The following is a 12,257-nucleotide window of genomic DNA, read 5'->3' as shown; positions in this document are numbered from 1 at the left end:
AAGCTGACCCCCCTGCTGCCAGAACCCCGTGCCTCCTGGCACGACGTGCCCGCGTGACGCGCGGCGGATACGCCTGGGCGACGCCCGGGTACGGTCCGCATTCTTCTTGCCTGCTTCAGCCGCAGCCCGAGTGACCCGAGGTCACGCGCCGATATCGGCGCGTCCTGACAACGGAGAACCGCACTCATGAAGCGCATGCTGTTTAATGCGACGCACCAGGAAGAACTGCGCGTCGCAATTGTCGATGGGCAAAAGCTCATCGACCTTGATATCGAAACCGCCGGCCGCGAACAGCGCAAAGGCAACATCTATAAAGGCGTCATCACCCGCATCGAACCCGGCCTCGAGGCCTGCTTCGTCAATTACGGCGAAGACCGGCACGGCTTCCTGCCCTTCAAGGAAGTGGCCCGCAGCTATTTCAAGGATGGCGTCGACGTCCGCAGCGCCCGCATCCAGGACGCGCTGCGCGAAGGCCAGGAACTGATCGTCCAGGTCGAAAAGGAAGAACGCGGCAACAAGGGCGCCGCCCTGACCACCTTCATCTCGCTGGCCGGCCGCTACCTGGTGCTGATGCCCAACAACCCCCGTGGCGGCGGCGTCTCGCGCCGCGTCGAGGGTGAAGACCGCCAGGAACTGCGCGACACGATGGAGCAGCTCGATGTGCCGCAAGGCATGAGCATCATCGCCCGCACGGCCGGTATCGGCCGCAGCGTGGAAGAGCTGCAATGGGATCTGGCCTATCTCATGCAACTCTGGACGGCCATCGATGGCGCCGCGCGCGACAACGCCGCGCCCATCCTGATCTATCTGGAGTCCAGCCTGGTCATCCGGGCCATCCGCGACTATTTCTCGCCCGAAATCGGCGAAATCCTGATCGATACCGACGAGATCGCCGATCAGGCCACGGCCTTCATGAGCGTGGTGATGCCGGACAATGTCCAGCGCGTCAAACGCTATCGCGACGACATCCCCCTCTTTTCGCGCTTCCAGATCGAACACCAGATCGAGACGGCCTATTCGCGCACGGTGCAGCTGCCCTCGGGCGGCGCCGTGGTGATCGACCACACCGAAGCCCTGGTCGCCGTCGACGTGAACTCGGCCCGCTCCACGCGCGGCGCCGACATCGAGGAAACCGCCCTGCGCACCAACCTGGAGGCCGCCGACGAAGTGGCCCGCCAGCTGCGCCTGCGCGACCTCGGCGGTTTGATCGTGATCGATTTCATCGACATGGAAGACAGCAAGAACCAGCGTGCTGTCGAACAACGCCTGCGCGATGCGCTGCATTTTGACCGTGCCCGCGTGCAGATGGGCAAGATCTCGCGCTTTGGCCTGATGGAGCTGTCCCGCCAGCGCCTGCGCCCCGCCCTGAACGAAGGCTCGCACATCACCTGCCCGCGCTGCAATGGCACCGGCGTGATCCGCGACGCCGAGTCCAGCGCCCTGCATGTGCTGCGTCTGCTGCAAGAAGAAGCCATGAAGGAAAATACCGCCGCCGTGCACGCCCAGGTGCCGGTGGACGTGGCCACCTTCCTGCTGAACGAAAAGCGCGCCGACATCGCCAAGATGGAAGCCCGCCTGAAGGTCAACCTGGTGCTCATCCCGAACAAGCACCTGGAGACGCCGCATCACCATATCGAGCGCCTGCGCCACGACGATCCGCGCCTGGAAGAGACCAAGACCAGCTTCGAACTGGCCGAGGCTCCCGCCACCGACGTCACCTGGAGCCCCCGCGAGCACGAGGTCAAGGCGCGCCCCGAGGCCCTGGTAAAGGGCATCACGCCGGCCCAGCCCGCGCCGGTGTCCGCCCCCGCGCCCGCCGCCCCGGCCAAGACCGCCGAAGGCGCCGGTTTTGGCGGCCTGTTCAAGCGTTTGATCAATTGGCTGTCCGGCGGCGGCGAGCAGGCCAAGCCGGCCGACAAGCCGGCCGAGCAGGCCAAGCGCAGCACCGGCGGCAACCGCAACAAGCGCGCCCACGACGGCCAGGAACGCCGCGGCGAGCGCCACGGCTCCGACCGTAACCGCAATCGCCGTAGCGCCGATGGCGAAGGCCTGGAGCAGCGCCACGTGCGCGGCGGCCGACGCCAGGACGAGGCGCGTGGCGAGACGGGCCGCGGCGAAACACCGCGCGGCGAACCCCGCGCGGAAGCCCGCAATGAAGCGCGCGCCGAGCCGCGCCAGGCCCGCAATACCGACGCCCAGGCCCCTGCCGCGCGTCCCGCCGTCCCGGAAACCGGTGATGAGGCCACGCCGCGCAGCGGCCGCAATCGCCGCGGCCGTGGCCGCCGACGCGAGGAAGGCGCCGCCGAGACACCGATGAGCGAACAGGAAACCATGGTGGCCGCGCTGGCTGAAACCGTGGCGTCGGCCCTGCCGCCGGCGGCCCCCGAGGCGCCCGCCGCCGAGGTGGAAACCCCCGAGACCGAAAGCGAAGCCCCCGCGAGCGCCGAAGGCCAGGCTGATCCGGAGCGCAAGCGCCGCCGCCGCCGCAGCCGCCGTGGCCGCCGCAGCCAGGAAGAAGGCGTGACCCTGGACGCCGATGGCCAGCCCATCGAAACCGGTGACGACGCGGAAGAAGGCGATACCGCCCATGGCGCGCTGATCCCGGCGCCGGCCTACGGCGTCACCGCCACCTCCGAACCGGTCAAGGTGGAAGCCCCCGAGGCTGGACAAGCAGCGGCCGACGCCGTGGCCAACGAGCCCGTGGCGCCCGCTGTGGCAGCCGCCGAGCCGCAAGCTCCCGTGGCCGAGCCCCAGGCTCCCGTGGCCGTTGCTGCCGAGCCCGTTACGGCAGCGCCTGCCGTGGCCGAACCCGTTGCCGCAGAACCCGCCGCCGAACCCGTCGCGGCCGAGCCGGTGCAGACCGAGCCGGCGCAGACCGCCGCTGTTGTCGCGGAACCGGCAGCCGCTGTGGAACCGGCCGTCGCCGCGGAACCTGCCGTGACCGAGCCGGCCGCGCCGCTTGCCCCGGCCGCCGAGCCCGTGCGAGCCGAGCCCGTGCAGACCGCGCCGGTGCCGCCCGCAGCCGTCGTCCGCCCCGCCGCCGCGCCCATCGTGGTCGGCGATGCGGCCTTGAATGCCGTGGTGCAGGCTGCCGGCCTGACCTGGGTGCAGACGGACCCGGTGCGCCATGCACAATCCCAGGCGCGCAGCGCGGCTGATCAGGCGCCGGTGCGCCTGGGCCGCGAACGCAAGCCCGTGGCCCCGGTGTCGTCGGCTCCCCTGGTGCAGGTGGAAACGCGCCACTAAGCGGCGAACGCCCAAGAAAAAACCGCCAGGCTTGGGCCTGGCGGTTTTTTTTTTCGTCCGAGGATGCTTTTATTCTTGGGGCAAAGCCCCGCTCAGAACTGATACGTGTAGGTCAACTGGACGACATCCAGGCCCGGATTGGGCTTCTTGATGTTGGCATTGGAGAAATGCGAGTAGCGCAGGCCGACGCGGCTGCTCGGGGTCAACAGAAAGCCCATGCCGACGTGGTCCCCGAACTGGAATGCCGACCCTATGCTCTTGTCCGCGAAGTGAGTGCTGGAGAAGACCGTGGCGCCGATCCCGGCCTCCAGATAGAAACGGTCGGTCGCCCACCAGCGGAACATCGGAATGGCGCTGGCCTGCCAGACGTGGCCCGGATCGCGGGAACCATCGGCCCACCAGTACGATCCGCCGAACTCGCCATTCAGGTCCAGGCGGCCCCAGTTGCTGCCGAACTGATAGCTCCACCAAGTGGGTGTTTCGTAATTGAGAGTGATGCGCTGGTAGTGTTCGCCGATGCCGTAATGGACACTGACGCCGCCTTCGCTGCCTTGTTGCGCCCGGGCAGTGCCGGCAGCCAAAGTCAACAACAGCGCGGCGATGCCAGTCAACGCGATTTTCTTGTTCAGGCCGTGCATAAGAACTCCAAAGTGCAGTCAATCTGTGCAGACAGACAAGTGCAACCTTAGCAGAAAGCAGGGACGAACCGGATGCGGATGTATCACCCAGGCAACATGATGGCAGGAAAACCCGACATGCCATAGCGCAATAACGCGCGATTACCTCGGCTGGTGGAAAAGTCAACGGGCGGCAGCCCCCAAGGGGTTGCCGCCCGCCGGTCCAGCTGTCATTCAGGCCGCGGTGACGATATCGGCGGGCTGGTTGGTCAAGAGGGCCAGCAGCCGCGCCAGCTCTTCGCGCAGCTGGCGGCGGTCCACCACCATGTCGATGGCGCCCTTTTGCAGCAGGAATTCGGCGCGCTGGAAACCTTCCGGCAGTTTCTCGCGCACGGTCTGCTCGATCACGCGCGGACCGGCGAAGCCGATCAAGGCCTTGGGCTCGGCAATGACGACATCACCCATGAAGGCAAAGCTGGCCGATACGCCGCCCATGGTGGGATCAGTGAGCACACTGATGAAAGGCAGGTCGTCGCGGGCCAGCTGCGTCAGCATGGCGTTGGTCTTGGCCATCTGCATGAGCGACAGCAGGCTTTCTTGCATGCGGGCGCCGCCCGAGGCCGCCACGCAGATGAAAGGCGTCTTGTGCTCGATGGCGGCTTTCACGCCGCGCACGAAGCGCTCGCCGACCACCGAACCCATGGAGCCGCCCATGAATTCGAACTCGAAGCAAGCCAGCGTGGCCGGCACGCCCCGGATGGAACCGCTCATGACGACCAGCGCATCGGTCTCGCCGGTCTGTTTCATGGCTTCCTGGATGCGCTCGGGATACTTGCGCGTGTCCTTGAACTTGAGCGAATCGACCGAGCGCGTCGTCTGGCCGATTTCGACGCGGCCCTCGACATCCAGCAGGGAGTCGATGCGGGCGCGGGCGCCGATGCGCATGTGATGGCTGCACTTGGGGCAGACGTGCAGATTGGCCGCCAGGTCTTCGCTATAGAGCACGGACTCGCAGGACGGGCACTTGACCCAAAGGCCTTCGGGCACGCGGCGCACGCCGCTGTCGCTGGTCTTGTTGATGCGGGGCGGCAGGAGTTTTTCGATCCAGCTCATGTTTTTTCCTGTAGACGGCTTGCGCGGGCTCAGGCCGGCGCGCGCTCTCGTTTGACTTGGTCCATCGCCGCGCGGATGCCGCCCAGCCAAAGGCTGGCGGCACGTATCGCGGCGTCGGTCTGCTGGGCAGGCGGCACGTCGGCCACGGCCTGCTCCATGGTTTCGATGAGTTTGCTGCCAATGACCACGGCATCGGCATGGCGGGCGATACGGCTGGCGCTGTCGGCATCGCGGATACCGAAACCGACCCCAACCGGCAGCGCGCCGATATGGCGGCGGATGAGGGCCAGGCGCCGGGCGACGTCGTCGGTGTCCAGGCTGCCTGAACCGGTGACGCCCTTGAGCGAAACATAGTAGGCATAGCCGCGGGCGACGCGGCCGATGGCCTGCATGCGCGCCTCGGTCGTGGTGGGCGCCAGCAGGAAGATCGGGGCGATGCCGGCGGCGTCCAGCGCGGCGCTGAAGTCGTCCATTTCTTCGGGCGGATAATCGACCACCAGCACGCCGTCCACGCCGGCCTGGCGGGCGGCCTGCACAAAAGCCTGCTGGCCCATGCGCTCGATCGGATTGCCATAGCCCATCAGCACGACCGGCGTGCTGTCATCCTGGCGACGGAACTCAGCCACGGCCTGCAGCACGCGCGCCAGGCCCATGCCCTGGGCGATGGCCCGCTCGGCGGCCCGCTGGATCACGGGGCCGTCGGCCATGGGATCCGAGAAGGGCACGCCCAGCTCGAGAATGTCGGCACCCGCCTTGACCAAGGCGTGCATCAGCGGCACGGTGGCCGCTGGCGAAGGATCCCCCGCCGCGATATACGGAATGAGGGCCGATGCGCGGCCGGACTCGGTCACGCGGGAAAAAGCGGCGGCGATACGTTGGCTCATGGTGTCTACAGCTGAATGCCGCCGCGCTCGGCGACGGTGTGCATGTCCTTGTCGCCACGGCCCGACAGGTTGACCAGGATGATCTTGTCGCGCGGCAGCGTGGGGGCCATCTTGACCGCCTGCGCAATCGCGTGCGAAGACTCCAGCGCGGGCATGATGCCCTCGATGCGGCAGCAATCATGGAAGGCCGCCAGCGCCTCGTCGTCGGTGATGCCGACATAGCTGGCGCGGCCGCTGTCCTTGAGCCAGGCATGTTCGGGGCCCACACCGGGGTAGTCCAGGCCCGCCGACACCGAATGCGTCTCCTGGACCTGGCCATCGGCGTCCTGCATGACATAGGTGCGGTTGCCGTGCAGCACCCCTACCTGGCCGGCGGCCAGGGAGGCGGCATGGCGGCCGGTCTCCATGCCCTCTCCGGCGGCCTCGACGCCGATGAGCTGCACGTCCTCGTAGGGAATATAGGGATGGAAGATGCCCAGGGCATTGGAGCCACCGCCCACGGCCGCGACCACGTAGTCGGGCTGGCGGCCGGCCGCCTCGGGCATCTGCTCGAGGCACTCCTTGCCGATCACGGTCTGGAAGTCGCGCACCATGCGCGGATAGGGATCGGGGCCGGCCACCGTGCCGATGATGTAGAAAGTGTTTTCGATATTGGTGACCCAGTCGCGCATGGCTTCGTTCAGGGCGTCCTTGAGCGTGCGCGAGCCGGACTCGACGGGCACGACCCGCGCGCCCAGCAGCTTCATGCGGTACACATTGGAGGCCTGCCGGCGAACGTCTTCGCTGCCCATGTAGACCACGCACTCCATGCCGTAGCGGGCCGCCACGGTGGCCGAAGCCACGCCATGCTGGCCCGCGCCGGTCTCGGCAATGACGCGCGGCTTGCCCATGCGCTTGGCCAGCAAGGCCTGGCCGATACAGTTGTTGACCTTGTGTGCGCCGGTGTGGTTGAGGTCCTCGCGCTTGAACCAGATCTGGGCGCCGCCCAGTTTCTGCGACCATCGGGCAGCGTGGTAGACGGGGCTGGGCCGGCCGACGAAGTGCTTGAGTTCGTAGTTGAACTCTTCGATGAAGGTCGGGTCCACGCGATACTTGTCGTAGGCAGCGCGCAGCTCGTCCAAGGCATGCATCAGCGTCTCGGCAACGAAAACGCCGCCATAGGGGCCGAAATGGCCCTTCGCATCCGGAAGGTCGTAAGGTTTCACCTGGTCTACCTGATATCTACCCGGCGCCTGGCACGGCGGCAGGCCCTATGCCTGCCGTCAACCGGCGCCGGTTTAGCAACCTGACATTTTACCCGAGCATGACAGCCCCGGGGCGGGGCGCCGGCCCGGGGCGGCGCTCAGAGCGCCTGGCCCAGCTTGCGCAGGAAGGTTTCGCAATCGGCGAGCTGATCCAGCGCCACATACTCATCGGGCTTGTGCGCCTGTTCGATGTGGCCCGGGCCGCACACCACGGTCGGGATGCCTATGCCCTGGAACAGGCCAGCCTCGGTGCCGTAGGCCACTTTGCGCGTGGCGCGGTCAGCCGTGAGCGCGCGCACCAGCTGGGTGATGGCCGCCTCCTCGGAGGCCTCCAGGCCGGGCGCCGAGGCGCCTCGCTCGATCTCGATGGCGGCATCGCCGAACTCCGCGCGCATGCGCGGCAGCAGAGTCTCGGCGACATAGCGCTCGACCTGGGCCTGGATCTCCGCGGCCGGCATCCCCGGCAGGTTGCGGAACTCGTACGAGAACTCGCAGAACTCCGGAATGGTATTGACCGCGATACCCCCCTGGATCTGGTTGGTGGTCATGGTCGAGAAAGGCACGTCGTAGAACTGGTCGTAGGGGCCATTGGCCTTGAAGCTGTCGGCCAGGTCACGGATATGGCAGATCAGGCGGGCCGCGTATTCGATGGCATTGCAGCCGCGCGGCGTCAACGATGAGTGGGCCGCCTTGCCATGGACCCGGCAGCGGAACAGGTTGATGCCTTTGTGCGCCACCACGACCTGCATGCCAGTCGGTTCGCCCACGACACAGCCCTCGGGACGGATGCCACGGTCGTGCAGGTCCGCGATCATATAGGGCGCGCCGGCGCAGCCGACTTCCTCGTCATAGGAGAAAGCGAGGTGGATGGGCTTGGCGCGCCGCATGGACAGGAACTCGGGCACCATGGCCAGCGACGCGGCGATGAAGCCCTTCATGTCGCAGGCGCCGCGTCCATAAAGACGGCCGTCGGCCTCGGCGAGCTTGAAAGGATCGGTCGACCACTCCTGGCCGTCGACGGGGACCACATCGGTATGCCCGGACAGCACGATGCCGCCCTGGGTATTGCCGTCGGCCGCCGGCAGCGTGGCAAACAGATTGGCCTTGGTCTGTTCGGGGTTGTGCACCAGCCAGGCCTGGACACCCTGCTGCTTGAGCCAGTCGCGGGTGGTCTCGATGAGGGCCAGATTCGAGTTCCGGCTGGTGGTATCGAAGCCGACCAGAGTCTGCAACCAAGTGCGCGCGTTCATATCGCCTAACCTTGAGAAAAACCCCAAGTTTAGGCCAGCCGCCCGAAGTGTGCGCGCCCCGCGGATCCGGCGGCGCCCGCCCGGGCGCCGGGCGTTCGGCCGTTTTCCCCTAAAATCGCCTCCTTCTGGCCCCTCCCGTAAGGATTTACCGTGCAGCAGCATGCAGTTCCCACCCGCAATATCGTGGCCGCCGTCATCGGCAACGCGCTGGAGTGGTATGACTTTCTCGTCTTCGCCTTCATGACACCCATCATCGCGAAGCTGTTCTTCCCTGTCGATCCCAGCGTGCCCGGCAGCGAATTGAACTCCATCCTGATGACCACGGCCATTTTCGGCGTGGGCTTTTTCATGCGTCCCGTGGGCGGCATCCTGCTGGGCCTGTATGGCGACCGCAAGGGCCGCAAGGCCGCCATGGTGATGGTGACCTCGCTGATGGCGGTGTCCATCGCCCTGATCACCGTCGCCCCGACCTATCACGCCGCGGGCATTCTGGCCCCTATTTTCATCCTGATGGCGCGCCTGCTGCAGGGCTTTTCGGCCGGGGGCGAGTTCGGCACGTCCACCGCCCTGCTGATCGAAATGGCGCCGGACCAGCGCCGCGGCTTCTACGGTTCCTGGCAGATGGCCGGCCAGATGCTGGCCCTGCTCATCGGCGCGGCGTTCGGCACCCTGATCACCGAAATCTTCACGCCCGAGCAGATCGAGGCCTGGGCCTGGCGCCTGCCCTTTGCCTTCGGCCTGGTCATCGTGCCCATCGCCATCTACATCCGCCGCAATGTCGACGAGACCGCCGCGTTCAAGCGCATCCAGGCCGAAGAAGCCCATGCCGGCCGCGGTCCGGTCCAGCGCCTGAGCCTGGGCCAGATGCTGGCCCGCCATACGCGCGAAACGCTGATCGGCGTGGGCCTGGTCGTGACCGCCACGGTGTCGATCTACATCACCTTCACCTACCTGGTCACCTTCTCGACCAAGATCCTCAACCTGCCCATGAGCGAGACCTTCCTGGTGCAGATGGCCGGCGCGGCCGTGATGGTGGTGCTGACGCCTTTCATGGGCGCCTGGTCCGACCGCGTCGGCCGTCGCCCCCTGGTGATCGGCTCGCTGGTCGGCTACCTGATCGTGCTCTACCCGCTCTATGCCTGGCTGACCGCCGCCCCCTCGATCGAACGGCTGCTGGTGGTCCAGCTGGTGGTCTGCCTCTTCGTCTCGGCTTTCTTCGGCGTGTTCAGCACCGTGATGGCGGAACTCTTCCCGGCCCGGGTGCGCTCGGTCGGCCTGTCGCTGGCCTACAACGTGGCGGTGATGATCTTTGGCGGCTTCGCGCAGTTCATCGTGACCTGGCTCATCAAGACCACGGGCTCGCCCATGGCGCCGGCCTATTACGTAATGTTCGGCGTGGCCCTGGGGCTGGTGGCGGCTTTCTTCATCGAAGACAAGACCCGGCGCCGCCTGGACGAGCACTGAGCCGCCGCCAGGCCGCCTAGCGGCGCACGGCTGACGAGACGCCGGTCACCTCGCGCAGGGCGTCCAAGGCCTTTTGCAGGCTGTCGCCGCCGCGCACTTCGACCGTGAACACCATATGGGCAAGCGATTGCTTGCTCTGGGTGTTCACGCCCACCACATTGAGCCTGAGGCGGGCGAAGACTTCGGAGAGGTCGCGCAGCAGGCCGGAACGGTCGTGGGCTCGCACGCTGATATCCACCGGATAGAAGCTATCCGAGGTATTGCCCCACTCGACGTCGATGACACGCTCGGGCTCGCGCTCGGCCAGCACCTTGAAGCTGTGGCAGTCGGCGCGATGGATGGACACGCCGCGCCCACGGGTCACAAACCCCCGGATGACATCGGGCGGCGCCGGCCGGCAGCAGCGCGCCAGCTGGGTCAGCAGCGACCCGACACCGACCACCAGCACCCCGCTCTTGCCGGTCTTCTCGGCGCTGTCGGCGCTGCGGGCATGGGTCAGCACCGGCGGCGGATCGGCCGCCGGCGCCGGCTGCTGGAACACGCTGTCGATCTGGCGCAGGCTGAACTCTTCCTTGGCCGCGGCCACGTAGAGATCGTCCGCCCTGGCAAAGCCCAGGCTCTGCGCGAGCTGCTCCTGGTTGACGGCGGTCTTGCCCAGGCGCTGCAGTTCCTTCTCGACCAGGGCCTGGCCCTGGGTGATCCGCTGCTGCAGTTCGATGGCATTGAACCAGAGCCGCACCTTGGCCCGGGCCCTGGGGCTGGCCAGGTAGCCCAGCTGGGGATTGAGCCAGTCGCGCGAGGGCCCGCCGGATTTCGCGGCGATGATCTCGACGGTCTGCCCGGTGGACAGGCGTGTCTGCAAAGGCACCATCTGTCCATCCACCCGGGCGCCCCGGCAGCGGTGGCCCAGGTCGGTATGCAGGTGATAGGCGAAGTCCACCGGGGTGGCGCCCGCCGGCAGCTCGATCACGCGCGCCTGGGGCGTGAGCACATAGATGCGGTCGTCGCGGGCGGCGGCGCGCGCCGCGCCCTTGGCGGCGGGCGGGTCTTCCTTGGCCGCCTCGACATCGCTGTTCCAGGCCAAGAGTTGCCGCATCCAGGCCAGCTGGCGGTCATAGTCGCTGGAGGCCGCCACCTGGCCGCCTCGCGCGCCGGCCTCCTTGTAGCGCCAATGCGCCGCCATCCCATACTCGGCGAACTGGTGCATTTCATGGGTGCGTATCTGCACTTCGAACGCCCGGCCATCGTGATCGGCCACCACGGTATGCAGGGAGCGGTAGCCATTGGGCTTGGGACGCGAGATATAGTCGTCGAACTCTTCCGGCAGCGGCGTCCAGAGCTCATGGACCAGGGCCAGCGCCGCGTAGCAGTCCCGCACATCGTCGACGATGACGCGCAGCGCCCGCAGGTCATACATCTGGGAAAAATCCAGCCCTTTGAGCCGCATCTTGTTCCAGATGCTGTAGATATGCTTGGGCCGGCCGCTGACCTCGCCCTTGATGCCGGCACGCGCCAGCGCGGCCTGCATGCGCCCGATCGCATCGGCGATGAAAGCTTCGCGCTCGGCGCGCTTTTCTTCGAGCAGCTTGGCGATCTCCTTGTAGCGGACGGGATCCAGGAAGCGGAAGGACAGGTCTTCCATTTCCCATTTGAGCTGCCAGATGCCCAGCCGGTTGGCCAGCGGGGTGTAGAGATCCAGCGTCTCCTGCGCGAAAGCGGCGCTGCAGGGCGTCTTGGTTTCGGCATGCCAGCGCAGGCTCTGCAGGCGCGACGCCAGGCGCATCAGCACGATGCGCAGGTCGGCTGCCATGGCCAGCAACATCTTGCGCTGCATTTCTTTCTGGGAGCCGGTATCGGCCGCGCTGTCGCTGGCCTGGCGGGCCACGATGCCCAGGCGCAGCAAGGCGCGCGCGCCCTGCACCAGCCGGGCCACTTCGGCGCCGAACTCCGTGGCCACCGGATCATTGCGCAGGGCGGGAGCCGGCGCGCTCAGGTCGGTCGGCAGCGAGGCAAGCAAGGCGGCCGCGCGGGTCGCCGCGTCGGTGTGCAGGTCGGCCAGGATGCGGGCCGCCCCCGCGGCGTGGCGGGCCAGGCTTTCGCCCGTGACCGCCACCTGATCGCCGAAGCGCGGCAGCGCCCAGGCGGCGGCGCGCGCCAGCAAGGCCGCGCCGGCCTCGTCCAGGCCGGCGCTGGCCGCCCGGCGCCAGGCCAGGTCAAAGGGCTCGGGCAGCGAAGACTCTACGGTGGCGGACATGATCGGCGCGGCGGTGACTCGAGAAAGACAATGAAACGACTATTGAGCCGGGCCCCCGGAGCCGGTCTTGAAGACCATGACGGGAGCGGACTACAACAAGCAATGAAAGCCCGTCTGTGCCCGACATTTTAGAAATATTTCGCACACTCTACACTAGCGTTGGCCAAGCCCGCCTGCCAGGTGGG

Annotated in this window: 8 protein-coding genes; 2 read left to right on the top strand and 6 right to left on the bottom strand. The window is 67.1% G+C overall.

Going from position 1 to position 12,257, the window contains the following annotated elements; genetic code table 11:
- The first annotated feature begins 186 nt into the window (after window positions 1–186).
- Entirely contained in the window at window positions 187–3,246 is a 3,060-nt protein-coding gene (locus AXA74_RS09690; protein WP_032978308.1) for an Rne/Rng family ribonuclease, read from the top strand.
- Between the two features lie 92 nt (window positions 3,247–3,338).
- Here AXA74_RS09690 and AXA74_RS09685 read toward each other — a convergent pair whose 3' ends face one another.
- From AXA74_RS09685 to argE, 5 genes are all read right to left on the bottom strand, one after another.
- The gene (locus tag AXA74_RS09685) at window positions 3,339–3,884 is read right to left on the bottom strand and encodes an acyloxyacyl hydrolase (protein ID WP_029578718.1); all 546 of its coding nucleotides are present in this window, start codon (window positions 3,882–3,884) and stop codon (window positions 3,339–3,341) included.
- 213 nt (window positions 3,885–4,097) lie between these two features.
- Window positions 4,098–4,976 carry an acetyl-CoA carboxylase, carboxyltransferase subunit beta gene (accD, locus tag AXA74_RS09680; protein ID WP_032957272.1) on the bottom strand — a complete coding sequence of 293 codons (879 nt, stop codon included), beginning with the start codon at window positions 4,974–4,976 and terminating at the stop codon, window positions 4,098–4,100.
- Window positions 4,977–5,005: 29 nt separating this feature from the next.
- Window positions 5,006–5,860 (bottom strand): tryptophan synthase subunit alpha, encoded by an 855-nt coding sequence (gene trpA, locus AXA74_RS09675; RefSeq protein WP_029578720.1) that lies wholly within the window; start codon window positions 5,858–5,860, stop codon window positions 5,006–5,008.
- A 5-nt stretch (window positions 5,861–5,865) separates the two neighbouring features.
- A complete protein-coding gene (gene trpB, locus AXA74_RS09670) occupies window positions 5,866–7,065 on the bottom strand; it encodes a tryptophan synthase subunit beta (RefSeq protein WP_029578721.1) in 1,200 nt (399 codons plus the stop codon).
- Window positions 7,066–7,202: 137 nt separating this feature from the next.
- The gene (argE, locus tag AXA74_RS09665; RefSeq protein WP_032963969.1) at window positions 7,203–8,354 is read right to left on the bottom strand and encodes an acetylornithine deacetylase; all 1,152 of its coding nucleotides are present in this window, start codon (window positions 8,352–8,354) and stop codon (window positions 7,203–7,205) included.
- Between the two features lie 150 nt (window positions 8,355–8,504).
- On the opposite strand from argE, the gene AXA74_RS09660 reads away from it, so the two are divergent.
- On the top strand, window positions 8,505–9,818 hold the full coding sequence (locus AXA74_RS09660; protein ID WP_029578723.1) for an MFS transporter: 1,314 nt from the start codon (window positions 8,505–8,507) through the stop codon (window positions 9,816–9,818).
- Window positions 9,819–9,834: 16 nt separating this feature from the next.
- Here AXA74_RS09660 and AXA74_RS09655 read toward each other — a convergent pair whose 3' ends face one another.
- Window positions 9,835–12,072: a RelA/SpoT family protein gene (locus AXA74_RS09655; RefSeq protein WP_029578724.1), complete on the bottom strand. Its 2,238-nt coding sequence runs from the start codon at window positions 12,070–12,072 to the stop codon at window positions 9,835–9,837.
- Window positions 12,073–12,257 lie beyond the last annotated feature (185 nt).

The sequence above is a fragment of the Bordetella hinzii LMG 13501 genome (assembly GCF_001548475.1).
GTDB classification, from domain to species: Bacteria; Pseudomonadota; Gammaproteobacteria; order Burkholderiales; family Burkholderiaceae_B; genus Bordetella; species Bordetella hinzii.
This window is presented reverse-complemented; position numbering and strand designations above follow the sequence as displayed.

Excerpts from the sequence above, each read along its gene's own strand:
- AXA74_RS09655 (WP_029578724.1), bottom strand. The coding sequence starts at position 12,072 with ATGTCCGCCACCGTAGAGTCTTCGCTGCCCGAGCCCTTTGACCTGGCC.
- AXA74_RS09690 (WP_032978308.1), top strand. The coding sequence starts at position 187 with ATGAAGCGCATGCTGTTTAATGCGACGCACCAGGAAGAACTGCGCGTC.
- accD (WP_032957272.1), bottom strand. The coding sequence starts at position 4,976 with ATGAGCTGGATCGAAAAACTCCTGCCGCCCCGCATCAACAAGACCAGC.
- argE (WP_032963969.1), bottom strand. The coding sequence starts at position 8,354 with ATGAACGCGCGCACTTGGTTGCAGACTCTGGTCGGCTTCGATACCACC.
- trpA (WP_029578720.1), bottom strand. The coding sequence starts at position 5,860 with ATGAGCCAACGTATCGCCGCCGCTTTTTCCCGCGTGACCGAGTCCGGC.
- AXA74_RS09685 (WP_029578718.1), bottom strand. The coding sequence starts at position 3,884 with ATGCACGGCCTGAACAAGAAAATCGCGTTGACTGGCATCGCCGCGCTG.